This window comes from Streptomyces sp. 15-116A (assembly GCF_025290915.1).
GTDB lineage: Bacteria > Actinomycetota > Actinomycetes > Streptomycetales > Streptomycetaceae > Streptomyces.
In genome coordinates this window covers 20,566-36,423 of sequence record NZ_JAOCQE010000001.1, presented here as the reverse complement: position 1 = coordinate 36,423, position 15,858 = coordinate 20,566, and the positions used below count along the sequence as shown (strand labels likewise).

Here is a 15,858-nt window from a genome sequence, read left to right as displayed (position 1 = left end):
AGCAGTCAGAGTGTCGCAGCAGGGACCGCAGGGCCTGGTCGAGCGGATGGAACACCACCAGGTCGCGATCTACCTCGCGGCGATGGCCGCCGGAGGACTGCTCGGCTGGCTGGCCCCGGCCGCGGGCCCCGGCCTGGAACACGCGATCAACCCGGTCCTCGGCGCGCTGCTGGTCGTCACCTTCCTCCAGGTCCCGGCCGCCGAACTGCTGCGCTCGCTGCGCGACGGCCGGTTCCTGTCCGCCGCCCTGGTGGTGAACTTCGTGGTGGTGCCGCTCATCGTCGCGGCGTTGTTCACGTTCCTGCCCGCCGACCAGGCCGTACGCGTCGGGGTCCTGCTGGTGCTGTTGTGCCCGTGCGTCGACTACGTGATCGTCTTCTCCGGCCTTGCCGGAGGCTCCAGTCGCCGCCTGCTCGCTGCCACCCCGCTCCTCCTGGTCACGCAGATGCTGCTGCTGCCCGGCTTCCTGTACCTGTTCATGGGCTCCGACCTGGCCGACATCGTCGAGATTGGCCCGTTCGTCGAAGCCTTCCTGGTCCTGATCGTCGTCCCCCTCGTGCTGGCCTGGACGCTGCAGGCGTGGGCCGCACGCCGCCCGGTCGGCCAGAAGGTCTCCGACGCGGCGACCACGACGATGGTGCCGCTGATGGCCGCGACCCTGATCACCGTGGTCGCCTCCCAGGTTCCCAAGCTCGGCGACAGCCTCACCGACGTCGCCGCCGTCATCCCCTTCTACGCCGCGTTCCTCGTCGTCATGGCGTTCGCCGGGAAGGCCGTCGCTCGACTCTTCCGACTCGACGCCCCCGGCGGACGGGCGATCGTGTTCACCGGCGCGACCCGCAACTCCCTCGTCGTTCTCCCCCTGGCCCTCGCGCTGCCCGCCGGATTGGAGGCCGCCGCGGTCGTCGTAGTCACACAGACCCTCGTCGAAGTCCTCGGCATGGTCGCCTACGTCCGCCTCGTTCCCCGTCTCGTCCCCGCCCGCGAGCCCGTTGCAGCCGAGCCCGCCGCACGCTGACGAACCGCCCGCAGCAGCAGGCATCCCGGACTGCTGTCCCGGGATCTCGACCTACCGACCCGCCGAACCGAGGAGCGGCGCCTCGGCCTGAAGCTCGCGCTCCGCCCACCCCTTCAACCACGCGTGTCGGCGCGCATCGAACTCGACCTGGTCACGGTAGGTGTCGTCGGCCGTCCACTGCCCTTCGTGGACCCTTCGGTGATACACGACGTCGCTGAGCAGTTCGCCGGCCGCTCGCGCGCAGACACCCATCAGGAACGCCTTGTGAAGACCACCGTGGTCGACGGCCTGGGCGAGGCGTGTGTCGGTCAGCAACATGCAGTGGCCCTGTCCTCGGGGTCCGCCCGATGCGTCCAGACGGCTCCCGGCGCGTGACGTCCGACGGGAGTCGGGCACATTCAGGTCCTCAGACTCCCGGAGACGGGATCCCAGCCGGCCGACCGACCTGCGACCCAGCGCAGACCGGTGGTGATGGCGTGCTCGTTGCGTATGGCCAGCGAGAAAGGCGGGTTTCGGTCGTCATCGTTGACGAACGCGACGCGCGGGGCGCTGACGTAGTTCAACGTGGTGTTGCGGGCAGGGGCAGGGCCGGGCCCCTGGGCGGGCAACCGCGGTGACCCGACGGTCCTTCGTGATACCCCGGGGTATGAGGTCCGGGTCAGCCTTCGGCCCGTCGGGGCGATGATCCATTCCAGGGAGACGCCCTCTTGGGTGCGGAGGCTCTCGTAGAGCTCCTCCAGGTGGGTAGGCGACTCGGGTCCAGGCCGGTCAGGGTGATCACGGCGACGGACGGCTGGTCTCCTGAGCGGGTCAGGAGGCCGTCTGTCGTCGCCGGTCACAAATGGGTGGGAAATCAACCCGGGCCTACGGACGTCGCACGCACAGGTGAGCGGGGGCAACCGTCAATACTCCGCGTCATTGCCGGTTTGGCTAACCGGCGATTCGGGGCTATGTTGCCTCGCTCTTCGTAGAGGGCCCCTCTGGCGGCAGCCGAAGTCAGCGAGTACTCGCAGCGATGGGAAGGACGCTCCCTCTGTGGCGCGCCCACCGCTTTGCCGGTCTCCTGGGTGGGGGTGCAGATTCAAGGCAAGCCCATGGCTGGTCTAGCGGGAGTAGGCGGAGGGGGTGATGCGGTTACCAGTGACGATGCCGGCCAGTATGCAACGGTCGATGGTGGCGTCGCGGGGACGGTGGGTGGCCAGCCACGCCAGTTCATTGATGCGCAGCGTTCCGCTGCTGGTGGTCTTCGGCGTGAGGTCCAGGACGAGGAGCTGGCCGAAGGGTGCGTTGGTGTTGGTGTATTCGGCTTCCTGAGTGAGGTATCTACCTTCGATGTGGGTGCGGCTGTTGCTGTCGCTGTCTTGCTTCATCTCAGTGAGATAGCGCAGGGGGCCGAAATGGACCATGACGTCGGCGCGTCCCATGCCGACATTGTTCGTCTCTACCTGAACGACGTTGTGCAAGGGGCCGGTGAGCAGCCATTGGTGGAAGTCGCGTTGCAGGTCCCCTTCGTTGGCGTCCCGCTGGCCCTTTTCCGGTTTGCGACGGTAGTCGTAGGGCGGGTCGTCTCGCTTTCCAGCGCCGAAGGTGTGCGTGCGTTCCAGATCGGTACGGGATTTGAGGAACAGCAGGGTTTGGGTGAGCAGAGCGCTGAACGTCTGCCGGACTTGTCCGGCGAACTGCTCATGCTGGGACAGGAGTGTCAGGAAACCGTCGAGCAAGGGCATGATGACCGGGTCGTCGGCTTTGAGGCGTGCGAGGTCACTGTCGTAGGCAATGCCCTCGACGGCCGCAAGAGTGGTGTCAGACAGCCCAGCCAGGTGCAGAGCCTCCTTCGCCGGGAGTCGGCGAGCCACGGTAGGCGCGATGCGGTGCAAGCGTTCGTCCGCGGCTCGGGCGTCTGAGTCCTCGTCGTCTGCGTCGCTTGAGTCACCGACGGATGGGCTACGGGCTTCCCGGGCGTCGAGCCGGGCGAGGACAGCGGTCGCGGCGTCGGTGTCGAAGTGGCAACCGGGGAAGTCCTGCGGCCGCGCAGCGGCATGCCTCAGTGCGCTGAGGAACGCTTCCTTGCGCAGGAAGCCATCCTCGACAGCGGGCTCCACCAGGACGGCCAGACCGGGGGCGTCACTTCCCTCTCCAAGCGGTTGGATGGTGCGGGCGGCGCGGTAGGCGGTGAGGACTGCGTCCACGGCGTGCCAGGAGTCCATCCATACTTCGGCGGCGAAGAGTTCCGCCGCAGCCTTCAACTGGACTAGAAGGTGGGACCAAGCGACTTCGGCCGACTGCCGCGGCTGGAGCCAAGCAGGCTGGTGCGTGCCGTGCAGCCATGCCCGGCGACGCTCCAGTGCCTGTTCGATACGGTCGGCGGCCTGTGTAATCCGGGCGGTGTCGTGCGCGGTGAAACCCAGGAGGGCATCGCACGCGGCCAGGTAGGCGGCAGCGTCATCGCGGGCTTCCTCGGCGGCCTCGGCTGCTGCGAACAGCGAGCGGGCTTCCACGACCTGCCTGCTGACCTCAGTCAGGTCGGTGGCGGACAGCGCGGTGCGTAAGCGGTCACACCCCAGTTCGAACAGCGCGTCGACATCGGCCACCTCGTCGACGGACAGATGCTGCAGCAGTCCGCGCGCTGCGGCCGAGACGCGGGCTTCCTGCTGCGCCCAGCAGTCCAGGACAACGCCCAGGATGCGCGGGAGACGCTCCAGGAAGTCTTCCGGCCCCTGCACGGGCAGTTCTTCCAGAACCTCCCATACCTGGTAGGGGCGGACCGCTTCGCAGGCGGCGAGCCTGACCGCGCCTTCCAGCCGTGCAGCAGCCAGCAGTGGACCGCGGTCGACCTGCTCGGCAAGACCATCCAGAAGTGCCCCGTTGAGGGGCTTCGCCAGCGCCTTGACGGCGGCGGTGCTGCCAAGCAAAGTCTCCAGCGACGAGGTGAGGGCCAGGACGCTGCTCTGCTGTGCGAGCCCAGTGGGAAAGGCGGCAGCGGCCTGAGTCCAGGCCGCGTCCGCAGCATCGCAGGCGTGGGCAACGGCCTCGGCCAGGAGCGGGGCCAGCGGGCCGGCCGCGACGGTTCGCACCTGCTCGTGCAGCGTCTCGGCCGGCAGGCCGAGGTCCTCAAATGTGATGAAGGCGTGCCCGGCGGTGGCCAGGGCGCTGAGGCGCTCGGCGAGCAGTGTCATGCTCCATCCCCCTTCCGCCAGTGTGAAGCCTTCACCACAGTGGTTTGCCGTCGCGGGCTTCGATGATGTTCTCGGCGGGCAGTACGTCGTGCACCAGGTCGAAGTCCCTGGTAGTGATCAACACCTGCAGATGGTTCTCCGAAGCCAATTGGGCCAGCTCTCCCAGCAACCTGCGGATGTCGAGGTCCTGGACCTCCTCCGCTTTCGGGCTGTCGATCAGCAACAGGCCCGGGTGCGTCGAAACGGCGTGCGCGGCGCCCACCCGCAGCAAAGCGATGACCACCGCGATTCGCAGCCGCAGTCGCTCGCCGGGGCTCTGGGCGCCGAAGGGTTTGGTGCGCCCGCCGCCCTTGGTGATGTCCAGATGGGCGGCACGGTCGATCTTCACCGATTCCAGTGCGTCGATGCCGAATCGTCGGCCGAGCTGAGCGATCTCCCGGTTCAGATCGGCAAAGAGCGCCTGGGCTGCCACCTCGTGGTCCTTCTCCAAAACCTTGGCCGCTGCACGGAAGACCTTCAGGGCCTTTGTCTCGTCTGCGTCGATGACCAAAGCGGGCAGCTCCGGGAAGACGCTGAGCGCGCCCTCCAGCCGCAGCACCTCTTCGCGTGCGATGAGGCGGGCCGGCGCCTGCACTGCGGATTCCGCACGTCGCAGCCGGGCCTGAGCCCAGGTGAGCTCGCCCGACAGCCGGTCCAGCTCGACCTCTGCCGCCTCCAGTGCGTCCTTGGCCATCTTCTCCGCGGCGGTGCTGTCCCGCAGCCGCTGCCTGGCCTCGGCGATGACCTCTTCGGGAAGGTTATCGTCACCCGTCACGGGCCGTGAGCACACCGCACAAGACTGAGCCTCGCGCTCCTGGCGCCTGCGATCGGCTGCGATCACCTGATCGCAGCGCGGACACGCCGTGGGATCCAGCCCGTGGAAGAGCTGGCGGGCAGTGGCACTCTCGATGACATCATTGGCGAGCTTCGCGTCATGCTGGCGCTGGGCCCGGGCCCGTCGGTGCGCCTGCATCAGCTCATCCCACGTCTCGTGCGTGTCCGCGACAGCACGCGCCAACTGCACCACGTGGGAAGCCACCTCGGGCAGTGACTCCTCCCAGCCGCCCTCAGTGTCGGCTATGGCGGACAGGCGCTCCTGGGCCCGCTCCAGGTTCTTGGCGATTCGATGGCGCTCCTCGTCCCGCTTGCCCCGCGCCTCCGTATCCGCCGCCTGTGCGGCTTTGTGTCTGGCCGCGAGCACATCGGCCGCAGTCTTCACGCGCGTGAGCGCGGCTGCGGAGGGCAGATCCAAGAACACCTGCAACAGACGGCCGGGCAGCCCGCTCATCGTGTGCTCACCCAGCAGCGCCTTGTCCCGCCCCGCAGGCAGGTAGACCGCCCCGAAGTAGACCGGCCAACCGTGGGTCTGCGTACCGGTCTGCTTGTAGCTGTTCACCAGCGGATGCAGATCCAGGCGGTCCATCATCAGCGCCTGCATCTGCTCCGCGAAGCTTGCCGAGCTTAACGCCCGCAGAAGGGGGATGATCTCGTGGTCGGCGTCCGGAGCGCGCACCAACTCCAGGGCCTCGATGGCGGGACCGGCCAGGACGACCGCTGAAGTGATCTCCTCCTCGGCCAGATCCAGCCGGATCCCCACCGCCTGCCCGGCTATCTCGACGTCCAGATCCACCTCGCGCAACCAATGCGCTTCGGCCATCAGGTCCCTCGGCGAACCCCGCAGGCACCACGTCACAAGCTCCAGCACCGAGGTCTTGCCCCGTAGATTGGACGCCACCAGTCCGGTCAGTCCCTCGGAAAACCGCAGCGATGTATCGAAGGGACCGGGATAGACCGATCCCGTCCGCTGCCCGGCGATGCGCAGCCGGTGCAGCCGCAGAGTGCGGGACCGGGCCGGCGGTGTCACCAGGGGAACGCCGTGGGCGGCGAACGCATCGCGTACATCCTCAACGCTCACGGCTGCCCGCTCAGCTATCCGCGTCTCCAGCAGCACGTCATCCCTGTCCATGGTCCCCCACCCGAATCCCGTCCTGTCCCCTCTGCGTACGCAGTCGCGCCAGGCGCTCCCGCGCCCGGGTGCTGACCGAGCCAATCCGCTCGCCCCGGGCTGCCTCGGCATACTCGCGCTGCAGATACTGCCGCCGCTTCAGCTGGCTTCCCCCCAGGCCGTCGGCCAGTGCGACGACGAGCTGAACGCGCTCGACGTAGTAGCTGAATACGGGAGCCTGCTGGATCACTTCACGGGCGATCGTCCGACCGGCCTCCAGCAGAAAGTAGTCGTGCTGGCGTACCCGGTCGACCGTGCCCCGGCGGCGCCGAGCCACCAGACCGGCGCTGCGCAGTACGGCCAGCGCATTGTCCAGCGGCTCGTAAGCTCCGAAGTGGTGACGCAGCATCGGATATCGTCGTACTTCGGGTTCCTCAGAACTCAGGATTGACGCGGCCAGCGACAGCAGCGGCTCCTCCCCGCTCTGCTCGTACTCCGTCAGCAGTTCATCAGCGAGGTAGTCGGGATTGCGCAGCCAGAAGTCCAACTTCTGCAACCGCACCTGCGTTCGGACAACACCCACGGCGTCCACGAGACCGGGATCAGCCCGCTCTGCATCGTTGGCTGGCTCGCATGCGCCATCGATGAGCAGTAGGATGCGCACCGCATCCTGCTCTCGGCTGGTGACCGGTGCTTCGGGGACAGCTCTCCGTAACTCTTGATCCACCAGGCAAGATTAGCCACGAGTGACCGCAATCGTCCCTGTTCTGAACCCAACAGTTATCTGCCTTCAGGCCCGAAACCAAGGCTGCTACTCGAGGCCGACCAACAACTGCTCGCTGCGGACATCATCTACGGTGCGCCGATGGCCGTCCCGGTCCGTAACGGAATCGACGACGTGGCACTGTGCCAGGGCGACGTCCGCGTCCTGGAAGTGGTTGAGAGCCGGGGACGTCTCATTCTTCAGGTCTGTCTCGGACTCGGCGGTGGACTTGGTCAGCAGGTCCTTTCCATCCGACGCGACAAGCAGGGATCCGACCCCGCCCTGCGCTGGGCTCGCATGGCCGACCAGCTCTGCCTAGAGGGCCGCCTGCAAACGAACTGCCGTCCCGCTCGTCGCCGGCGCCCCCCCTCGGGGTGAGCACGGCCGCCTATGCGCTACGGCTGGAGGAGACATACGGGGTGCGGCGGATCGTCGTCCCTCACGCCACCGGTCTCGATCGCCGCGTTCTGTGCCCTGGACGGGGCCGACTGCCATCACTGCCGACTGCCCGACCAGCCCGGCTCCGGCCTCTGCTGCCGCGCCGGCTAGCAGAGCGCACCCGCGGCCGAGGGCGCCCCGGTGGATCTGGGTGGATTCCTGGACAGGGCGTCGGACTGCGCCCGCGGGAGAGCCCGATCATCCGCCAGAACGCCAAGATCACCCAGATGTACCGGCAGGCGCTGGACGGCGTCGCGAAGGGCTGGAGCACTAAGCAGACCATCGCCGACATCGGCCGCGTCGAGCTGACGTGGCAGATGTGCTGGGTGCCGCGGATGTGCGAGCAGCAACGCTGCCGCTTCCGTGACACCCCGCGCCGCCGTACCCATGTCTAGGCCGGCAGGAGAGTGACCATGACTGTGGAAGTCCGCCTGACCACTGCCGGCCGGCTGGAAGAAGTCCTTCGCCTGCCCGTCGACGCGGTGAGCCGCACGGCCTGCTCACGGGCCGCCTCCGGGCCGAGGCGTCCGCGTATCCGCGACGGAACTGGTGGGTGTGGTCCACCGCGCTGCTCAGCCGTGGCCGAAGGGGCATCCGCCCTTACCGCGGGCCTTGGCGTCGTCGTCGAGGTAGAAGTTGGGGCGCTGGTCGGCCTGGTCGTAGTAGCGGTGGAAGACCGGGGTGATGCCGCCGGAGACGGGGGGCACGATCCAGCTCCAGTCGGCGGGTACGGCGCGGCCCTGCTTCTCTTCTTTGGCGAGGTGGGTCATGAAGTGCCGGGACTCGGTGTGGTGGTCGCTGATCTTGACGCCGGCCCGGGAGAAGGAGTGCAGGACGGCGACGTTGAGTTCGACCAGGGCGCGGTCGCGCCACAGGGTGGTGTCGCTGCTGGTGTCGAGGCCGAGGTGTTCGGCGATGACGGGCAGCAGGTTGTAACGGTCGGTGTCGACGAGGTTGCGGGCGCCGATCTCGGTGCCCATGTACCAGCCGTTGAAGGGTGCGAGGGGGTAGTTGATGCCGCCGATGCGCAGCCGCATGTTGGAGATCGCCGGTACGGCGTGCCAGCGCAGCCCGAGGTCGGCGAAGTCGGGGTGGTCGGGGTGGGTGAGATGGACTTCCAGGACGAGGTCCGGGGGGACGTCGAACAGCTGGGGCTTGTCCTGGGCGGTTTCGATGACCCAGGGCAGCACGTCCCAGGGGCCGCCGGGGGCCTGCCAGCCCAGGCGCTTGACGGTGTCGGTGAAGTCGGCGTAGGTCGGGTCGCCGACGATGTGGCCGTTGTCCTGTCGGTGGCCGGCGTAGCGGATGAGCTGGTCGTTCCACACCCGGGGGGCCCGGCTCTCAGGTGTGTCGGGGGCGAAGATGGAGATGACGGGGCGGATGCGGCCGCCGTTGGTGGCCTGGCGCAGGTGGTCGCACAGGTGCTGGTGGATGTCTTCGGCGGTGGTGGCCTGGCGGCGGTCCAGGACGCGCAGGCTCTTCCAGTACAGGCGGCCGATGCACCGGCTGGAGTTGCGCCAGGCGACACGGGCTCCGAAGACGAGTTCGTCGGTGGTGTGGGTGTAGGTGCCGGTCTCGTTGATCTGTGTGCGTATCTGCTGCAGCCGTGTGGTGAGCGGGAGGGGCTGGTCGGGGTGCTCTTCGTGGTGGAGGCGTACGAACTCCTCCGCTTCGTCCCCGTCCGCTTCGGCGGGGTGGGGCTGACCGGCCGGTGCGGGGCGAGGGGCCGGCAGTGCGGTTTCGGCGGGCGGGTCGAGGGTGTAGATGCGAGCCAGAAGCGTTTCGGAGTTCATGGGTTCCTCGCGGGTGGCGTTCGGCTCCGGCAGTGGTCCATGGCGGCGGGCTGGTGCCGGGTCAACTGTGGCGCGACGGTGGGCGCGGGCACCCGCGCGGAGGCATCGACGACTTCGGGGGTTAGCCGTTCGTCGCGAGGGTGCCCGCGCCGGTCAGGGGGCCGTGTCGTTGGACCGGCGGTGTGGGGTGGGCTCAGGTGGCCAGGTCGTTTGACCGGGGCTGGCGGGCGATGGAGGTTCCGAACAGCTCGTCCCAGTAGGGGGCGGAGATGCCGAAGCCCTTGGTGTCGTCGCGGAAGTGGTGGCGCATGTGGAGCGAGCGCAGGTGCCGCATGAGCCGGCTCTTGGGGGTGGCGAGGTGCAGGTAGAGGTGGAACAGGTCGTAGGTGAGGTAGCCGAAGGTGTAGCCGGCGCCGAAGGTTAGCGGCAGTGAGCCGAGCCCGGAGGCCAGGTAGATCGTTCCGGCGACCATCGGGATGCTCAGCAGTGGGCTGAGGATGGAGCGGCGCGGGTCGGTGGGGTAGTCGTGGTGAATGCCGTGCAGGATGTAGTGCAGGCGCGCGCCGAAGCCCTTTTCGGGCTCGTAGTGCAGCACGATGCGGTGGCCCCAGTACTCCGACAGTGTCCACGTCACGTAGCCCGCGGCCGCCCATCCGAGGAGCGCCCAGCCGTCGGTCTCGCCGAGGGAGTACCAGACGCAGGCGGCGATCACCGGGGTGAACAGGGCGACGGTGGTGACCGGGTGGACGTGGATGAGGTGGTCCAGCCAGCGCCAGCCGACGACGGCGGGTGCGTTGCCGCGCCGGACGGCGCCCTTGTAGTTACTGGGGCGGGCGGGTGTTTGGGAGGTCACGCCCCGGCTCCTTCCGCGGTGGGGGCCTTCACCCGTGTCTCGTAGGCGATGCGGGCCTGGTAGTCGGTGGTGCGCAGCAGCTGGTCGGCCTTGAGGAAGCGGCCCATCGCGTCCCGCCACGGCTGCGGCAGCAGGAACAGGGAGCGGGTGACGGGGTTGGTCCAGCCGGGCACGTATCGGTTGTAGACGGGGCGGCGGGCGGTGCGCAGCACGGATTTGGCGATGTCGTCGGGGGTGAGCAGCGGCACGAACCGGCCCTTGCCGACGCCGGAGGTCAGCTCCGTCTGGGCGGGGATGGGCAGGATGATGGACAGGTCCACGCCGGAACCGCGCAGCTCGGCGCGTACGCCCTCGGACAGGCCGACGACGCCGTGCTTGGCGGCGGAGTAGGTGGCGCAGCCGGGCAGGCCGATCATGCCGACGGCGGAGACCATGTTGATGATGTGGCCGTGCCCGCGTCGGCGCATCGGGCCGATGGCGGTCTTCATGCCGTTGAGGGTGCCGAGGAGGTTGACGCCGAGCTGGTGGGCGGTGTCCTCGGCGGACTCCTTCTCGAAGGGGCCGACGATCATCTCGCCGGCGTTGTTGACGAAGATGTCGATCGCGCCGAGGTCGGCCTCGGCCGCGTTCCAGAACGCCTGGACGCTGACGGGGTCGGTGACGTCCAGCGGGTAGGCGCGGGCGCCGATGTCGGCGGCGACCTTGGCGGCGTAGTCGTGGTTGCGGGCGCCGATGGCCACTGTGGCGCCGGCGGCGATGAACTGCTCGGCGGTGGCACGGCCGATGCCGCGGCTGCCGCCGGTGATGGCGACGGTCTTGTTACTGATGTCCCTGGGCACGGCGGAAGCCTCCAGAAGAGTCGCGGTCGGTCAGGCGAGGATGCGGAAGGTGCGGTTGTGCCAGAGCAGCGGGTGCCCGCCGCCCAGGCCGAGCCGGCGGACTTCGGCGGTGAGGATGGTGTGGTCGCCGCCGGGATGGGCGGCCTGAACGGTGCAGGTCAGCCAGGCCAGCGCGTCGTGGAGGACGGGCAGGCCGTCCTCCAGGCGGTGGGCGGTGGCCGCGAAGCGGGCGTCCTGGTCGAGGTGCGGGTCGGCGAACCGCCGTGCGAGAGGGACCTGGTCCTCCCGCAGCACGTTGACGGCCAGCACCCCGGTGGTGCGGATTCGGGCCAGTGTGCGGCTGTGGTTGGCCGCGCAGGCCAGGATCATCGGTGGATCGAGGGACAGGGAGCACACGGCGCTCGCCGTCATGCCCGCCGCGCCCGCGCCGTCGGGTCCGCTGGTGGTCAGCACGGTGACGCCGGAGGGCAAGTGTGCGAGGACGTCCTTGAACCCCCGCTCCGTCACCGGCGATGCGGTGGTCTGGGGAGGGAGGGCGGCGGTACTGAGGGCGCCGGTCACGGTGCGTCCGCTGCCGCTGAGGCGCCGACGGGTTCGGCCTCGGGTGTGGTGAGGGTGATGTGCTCGCCGAGCAGGCCGCGCAGGATGAGGCTGATGGCCTCGGTCAGGGCCTGGCAGGCGATCGGGTCGATGATGGCGGCGAGGCTGGGCATGCCGAGGTCGAAGCGGGCGGTGAACCGTACGCTGACCGCGTTGTCGTCGTGGCTGTGCACGGTCCACGTGCCGTCGAACTGGTCGAAGTCGCCGTCGGTCTGGGTGAATTCGATGGTCAGGTTGGCGGCGTCGATGCGGTCGCGTTCGGACCAGCACAGGATGCCGTTGCGGAAGTTCACCGACCAGTCCGAGTCCAGGGTGTCGCCACCGGTGTCGGTGACGGTCACCTCGCGGACGGCGTCGGTGTACTTCGGGTAGGCGGCGAAGTCCCGCAGCCGCTCGAAGACGGCCGGGGCGGTCGTGTCGGGTATGAGGGCGTCGAGGGTCACCTCGGGCATGTCAGCGTGTCCCCTTCGTGGAAGCGGTGGTGCGGGCCAGTGCGGTGGCTGCGGAGGTGAAGGCGCGGGTGATCCAGTCCAGGTCGGACGGGGTGAGCACTGCCGGCGGGGTCAGGCGCACGACCCGGTGGGCGTTGAGGGAGTGGTTGACCAGCAGCCCCTCCTCCAGCAGGTGCAGGACGAGTTCTCCGGCGGTGCCTTCGTCGCGCATCTCGATGCCCAGGAGCAGGCCGCGGCCGCGGATGTCCACCACCGCGTTGCCGTGCAGGGGGGCCAGGGCCGACTGGATGCGCTCCAGCAGGTCTTCGCCCAGGGCGTGGGCCCGCTCCACCAGGTTCTCGTCGCGGATCGCGGTGACGGCGGCCGCAGCGGCCGCCATCGCCACCGGGGAGGCGGCGAAGGTGGAGGTGTGCAGGAAGGGGTCCTTGTCGAACGGCGCGTACGCCTGCGCGGTGGCGACCGCGGCGGCGACCGGGATCACACCGCCGCTGAGGTTCTTGCCGACCAGCAGCACATCCGGCCGCAGCCCTTCCGTATCGGCGCCCCACCAGGTTCCCAGGCGGCCCAGACCGGTCTGGATCTCGTCCAGGACGAACATCGCCCCGTGCTCGGCGCACAGCCGCTGCACCTGCGTGAGGTAGCCGGGCGGGGGCAGGACCGCGCCGCCCTCGCCCTGCATGGGTTCGAGGATGACGCAGGCAGGCTCCCCGTCGGCGAGCGTCCGCTCCAGGGCCTCGGCGTCGCCGTAGGGGACGTGCTCGGCCGGCAGGAGCGGCCGGAACGGGTCCTGGTAGAAGGGCTTGGCCGTGACGGCGAGCGCGCCGGTGGTTTTGCCGTGGTAGCCGCCGGTTGCGGAGATCAGCCGGTGCTTGCCGTGGGCGCGGGCCAGTTTGATCGCGGTCTCGGTGGCCTCGGCGCCGGAGTTGACGAAGTGAACCCGCTCCAGGCCGGGGGGTGTGACGGCGGCGAGCGCGGCCGCTGCCCTCGCTGCGGCCGGCTCCAGGAGCAGCCGGGTGGCCATCGGGTGGCGGTGAATCTGCTCGATGACGGCCTCCACCACCCGGGGGTGGCGGTGGCCGAGGAGGAAGACCCCGTAGCCGCCGCAGTCCAGGTACTCCTTGGCATCCGCGTCCCACACGCGGCTGCCCTCGGAGGCGACCTCCATGGCGGCGCCGGTCAGGGACGCCAGTCGCGCCCGTCCCTTGCTCAGGTGGCGGCGGTAGATGCCCAGCACCTCGCCGGCCGACGCATCGGCAGTGCCGGTGGCGGTAAGTGTCAGCTCGCTCATGCCGGCACCTGCTCACCTGCGAGCACCGGCTCCGCCACTCGGCGGACCATGCCCTTGGTGCGGGCCATGTAGGCGACCGATGCCCGCAACGCGTCTTCGAGTTCGCTTCCGCTGGGGGCCGCCGGGATACCGGGGAGCTGGCCCAGGCTGGTGGGAAAGACGTGACCGTGAGCGAACAGCGCCGTCATGGCGAGCATGTCGTCGAACCGGCGACGCGCCCTGGGGTGCAGGTTCGCGATGAACACCGGACGGATGAGACGGTCGACCATCTCGGGGCCGACCATGCGCGGCCGCGCCGCGGCAAGGCCGAGCTCGTCCGCGGTGTCGCCGATGACCTCAAGGGTGCGCTGGGTGCTCAGCGCACTGGTGCCCGCGGTGACCCAGATGTCGCCGTCCCGCCGCCCCTGGCGGATCAGAGCGGCGATGGTGGCGGCGACCACGTCCTGCGGTATGAAGTCGATCGGCGATTCGGCGGGCACCGGAACCAGCGGGAGCAGGCCGCGCAGCAGGCCGTGGATGATACCGTGCATGCCCTGGAACGCGGAGATCGCTCCGGTGACCGCGTCCCCGATCACCACCGACGGGCGGATGATCACTGCGGGGACGCCCGACGACCGCACGACGTCCTCGCCGGCACGCTTGGAGTCCAGGTAGTCCTCCGGCCGCGCGGTGGCATCCCCGTGGTCCTGACCGAGCTGCGCCCGGGTCAGGTCGGTCCGGTCCACGAACGCCGTGGACACGTGGTGCAGCACGGCGTCCGCGTCGGCGGCCAGCTGCACGATCTGCCGGGTGCCGGCCTCGTTGAGCGCGTGGGTGGCCTCGGGGCCGCTGGAGAAGCCGGTGACGGCGGCGCAGTGAACGATCACGTCCACGCGTGTGGCCAGACGCCGGTAGGCGCCGGCGTCCAGGCCGAGCCGGGGGACGGTCAGGTCACCGGCCAGCTGCTCGTCGGCGCCGGCCGCCGCAGTGCGGTGGGTCAGGGCGATGGTGTGGCAGTCGGACAGCTGGGGCAGCAGCGCGCTGCCCACGACACCGGACGCGCCGGTGAGAAGAACGGTGGGATGACTGGGCACGGTCGAGCACCTCACGGACAGGTCAGCGGGCGTACAGGAGTCGAGGGCAGGCGGCAGCCGTTCGAGGGCATGGCCGAAGCGGTCGCGGCACCGGGAAGCCGGCGGCCGGGGACCGTGAGCGGGTGAAGGCCAGGACGCGGCACGAGAGGCCGCTCGTAGTGCAGGGGTGTCCGGACGCCTAGGGGATGCGCAGCGGGGCGTCGCCGGTGAAGTACTCGGTCAGCGGGGCGGCCATGCGGGAGCGGGATGGGGGGTGGAAGGCCAGCGCCCGGCAGGCGGAGTTCAGGTAGGCGACGTCCCCCGAGCCGATGAACGCCATACCGCCCAGTGCCTCCACGCTCAGCGACAGCACCCGGTTGATCGCGTCCTGGGCGGCGTACCGGCACATCAGGGACCGTGACAGCGTGTCCTGGGTGACGCCGGCCGTTGTCGCGTCTGCGGCGAGCCCCTCCAGGGCGAGGGCGACGGACTCGACGCAGGTCACCGCCTCGGCGGCGACAGCCGCGCTCGCGCGGGTGTCGCCGAGGACACGCTCGACCAGGGCGGAGGCGGCTCCGAGGTAGCTGGCCGTCATGAGCCCTTCGAACCACACGAACCCGACGGTCTGCAGCTGGTCCAGGCGGCCGTCGGCGGTGACGTCCGTACGTACCAGCAGCTCGGCCGGCACCTCGACGTCGTCCAGAACCACCTCGTCGCTTTCGGCTCCGGCCAGGATCGGGCTGCCCCAGAACGGTTTGACGGACACCCCGGGAGCGTCAGCGGGGATCAGGGCGATGGCCAGCTGATCGTGACCGTCCGGGCCGGGCAGGGGCAGGGACGCGGTGAGCAGATTCATGGAGCGGGCGAGGCTGCACGGCTTCTTCGACCCGCTCAGGAACACCTTGTCGCCGTCGGTGCGGGCGGTCAGAGAGGGGTTGAGGATGCCCTGGCCGGTGCGTCCCTCGGCGAAGCCGGAGGCGAGGAGCAGATTGTCCTTGGCGATGGCGGCCAGCAGCATCCATTCCATTCCGCTGCTGGTGGCCGCCGCCTCGACCAGGGAGGCCGCGGAGAAATGGTGCATGGTGGTCGCCACGGCCAGGGAGGGAGAGCGGGAGCCGATCGCCCGCTGCACCCGCAGAGCGGTCAGCAGGTCCGCACCGCGGCCGCCGTGCTCGGCGGGCACCAGCAGTCCGGGGCCGCCGGCGTCACAAAACAGCTTGACACCAGGGCTGTCGGCGGCCTCGAGCTTGGCCAGCGGCAGCGCGGTCAGACGCTGGTCGAGACCGGGCAGCACTTCCTCGACGACGGTACGTTCACGCTGCAGAAACCGCATGGACCGGGTCCCCCCACCTGGTAGCTCAACACGTATCTGGCCGCTCGCGACGTCATGCGAACTGTTCTCGGTCGAACGCCCCAGCGGCACAGCCCACGTTATGAGCCGCAGATGCAGCACCTCTGCAACGGACCCCCAGGTTCCGCTCATGAGTTCGACATGATCTCTTTGGTGTGGTTCTGCACGGCAGGTGACGCTTGCGGCCGCCAAGCCTGCACCCGTCCCGCGCGGCGCCTGGCGGGTCAGTCCCGGGGCATTTGCCGGTGCTC

14 protein-coding genes and 1 pseudogene are annotated in these 15,858 nt (G+C 69.4%); 3 read left to right on the top strand and 12 right to left on the bottom strand.

What is annotated here, in order from left to right:
- Nucleotides 1-46: 46 nt before the first annotated feature.
- Entirely contained in the window at nt 47-1,018 is a 972-nt protein-coding gene (locus N4P33_RS00210; protein WP_181849656.1) for an arsenic resistance protein, read from the top strand.
- Nucleotides 1,019-1,069: 51 nt separating this feature from the next.
- On the opposite strand, the gene N4P33_RS00205 is transcribed toward N4P33_RS00210, so the two are convergent.
- The 4 genes from N4P33_RS00205 to N4P33_RS00190 form a co-directional block, all read right to left on the bottom strand.
- Nucleotides 1,070-1,336: a hypothetical protein gene (locus N4P33_RS00205; RefSeq protein ID WP_228126035.1), complete on the bottom strand. Its 267-nt coding sequence runs from the start codon at nt 1,334-1,336 to the stop codon at nt 1,070-1,072.
- A gap of 785 nt (nt 1,337-2,121) precedes the next feature.
- A complete protein-coding gene (locus tag N4P33_RS00200) occupies nt 2,122-4,194 on the bottom strand; it encodes a hypothetical protein (protein WP_260824139.1) in 2,073 nt (690 codons plus the stop codon).
- Between the two features lie 31 nt (nt 4,195-4,225).
- On the bottom strand, nt 4,226-6,199 hold the full coding sequence (locus N4P33_RS00195) for a hypothetical protein (RefSeq protein ID WP_061441668.1): 1,974 nt from the start codon (nt 6,197-6,199) through the stop codon (nt 4,226-4,228).
- Entirely contained in the window at nt 6,186-6,905 is a 720-nt protein-coding gene (locus tag N4P33_RS00190) for a hypothetical protein (protein ID WP_061441667.1), read from the bottom strand. Before N4P33_RS00190 ends, N4P33_RS00195 begins: the two co-directional genes overlap by 14 nt.
- A gap of 144 nt (nt 6,906-7,049) precedes the next feature.
- Between N4P33_RS00190 and N4P33_RS00185 the strand changes: the two are divergent.
- A pseudogene (locus tag N4P33_RS00185) lies at nt 7,050-7,286 on the top strand (TerD family protein); the annotation flags it as partial.
- 320 nt (nt 7,287-7,606) lie between these two features.
- On the top strand, nt 7,607-7,774 hold the full coding sequence (locus N4P33_RS00180) for a hypothetical protein (protein ID WP_153176674.1): 168 nt from the start codon (nt 7,607-7,609) through the stop codon (nt 7,772-7,774).
- 177 nt (nt 7,775-7,951) lie between these two features.
- Here N4P33_RS00180 and N4P33_RS00175 read toward each other — a convergent pair whose 3' ends face one another.
- The 8 genes from N4P33_RS00175 to N4P33_RS00140 all read right to left on the bottom strand — a co-directional run bounded on the left by N4P33_RS00175 (nt 7,952) and on the right by N4P33_RS00140 (nt 15,589).
- Complete coding sequence (locus N4P33_RS00175) at nt 7,952-9,172, bottom strand: nitric oxide synthase oxygenase (RefSeq protein ID WP_078884538.1); 1,221 nt, start codon at nt 9,170-9,172, stop codon at nt 7,952-7,954.
- A 193-nt stretch (nt 9,173-9,365) separates the two neighbouring features.
- On the bottom strand, nt 9,366-10,025 hold the full coding sequence (locus tag N4P33_RS00170; RefSeq protein WP_061441666.1) for a sterol desaturase family protein: 660 nt from the start codon (nt 10,023-10,025) through the stop codon (nt 9,366-9,368).
- On the bottom strand, nt 10,022-10,864 hold the full coding sequence (locus N4P33_RS00165; RefSeq protein ID WP_061441665.1) for an SDR family oxidoreductase: 843 nt from the start codon (nt 10,862-10,864) through the stop codon (nt 10,022-10,024). The genes N4P33_RS00170 and N4P33_RS00165 overlap by 4 nt, the downstream gene beginning before the upstream one ends.
- 30 nt (nt 10,865-10,894) lie before the next feature.
- Entirely contained in the window at nt 10,895-11,425 is a 531-nt protein-coding gene (locus tag N4P33_RS00160) for a flavin reductase family protein (protein WP_199560844.1), read from the bottom strand.
- Nucleotides 11,422-11,916: a type II toxin-antitoxin system RatA family toxin gene (locus N4P33_RS00155; RefSeq protein WP_061441664.1), complete on the bottom strand. Its 495-nt coding sequence runs from the start codon at nt 11,914-11,916 to the stop codon at nt 11,422-11,424. Before N4P33_RS00155 ends, N4P33_RS00160 begins: the two co-directional genes overlap by 4 nt.
- 1 nt (nt 11,917) lies before the next feature.
- Nucleotides 11,918-13,204 (bottom strand): aspartate aminotransferase family protein, encoded by a 1,287-nt coding sequence (locus N4P33_RS00150; protein WP_061441663.1) that lies wholly within the window; start codon nt 13,202-13,204, stop codon nt 11,918-11,920.
- Nucleotides 13,201-14,277, bottom strand: coding sequence for an SDR family oxidoreductase (locus N4P33_RS00145; RefSeq protein WP_061441662.1), 1,077 nt, complete (start codon nt 14,275-14,277; stop codon nt 13,201-13,203). Before N4P33_RS00145 ends, N4P33_RS00150 begins: the two co-directional genes overlap by 4 nt.
- A gap of 178 nt (nt 14,278-14,455) precedes the next feature.
- Complete coding sequence (locus tag N4P33_RS00140) at nt 14,456-15,589, bottom strand: acyl-CoA dehydrogenase family protein (protein WP_061441661.1); 1,134 nt, start codon at nt 15,587-15,589, stop codon at nt 14,456-14,458.
- Nucleotides 15,590-15,858: the final 269 nt, after the last annotated feature.

Bases quoted from the DNA above. Each gene is read 5' to 3' on its own strand.
- N4P33_RS00140 (WP_061441661.1), bottom strand. From the start codon at position 15,589: ATGCGGTTTCTGCAGCGTGAACGTACCGTCGTCGAGGAAGTGCTGCCC.
- N4P33_RS00195 (WP_061441668.1), bottom strand. From the start codon at position 6,199: ATGGACAGGGATGACGTGCTGCTGGAGACGCGGATAGCTGAGCGGGCA.
- N4P33_RS00210 (WP_181849656.1), top strand. From the start codon at position 47: ATGGAACACCACCAGGTCGCGATCTACCTCGCGGCGATGGCCGCCGGA.
- N4P33_RS00180 (WP_153176674.1), top strand. From the start codon at position 7,607: ATGTACCGGCAGGCGCTGGACGGCGTCGCGAAGGGCTGGAGCACTAAG.
- N4P33_RS00155 (WP_061441664.1), bottom strand. From the start codon at position 11,916: ATGCCCGAGGTGACCCTCGACGCCCTCATACCCGACACGACCGCCCCG.
- N4P33_RS00150 (WP_061441663.1), bottom strand. From the start codon at position 13,204: ATGAGCGAGCTGACACTTACCGCCACCGGCACTGCCGATGCGTCGGCC.
- N4P33_RS00205 (WP_228126035.1), bottom strand. From the start codon at position 1,336: ATGTTGCTGACCGACACACGCCTCGCCCAGGCCGTCGACCACGGTGGT.
- N4P33_RS00200 (WP_260824139.1), bottom strand. From the start codon at position 4,194: ATGACACTGCTCGCCGAGCGCCTCAGCGCCCTGGCCACCGCCGGGCAC.
- N4P33_RS00175 (WP_078884538.1), bottom strand. From the start codon at position 9,172: ATGAACTCCGAAACGCTTCTGGCTCGCATCTACACCCTCGACCCGCCC.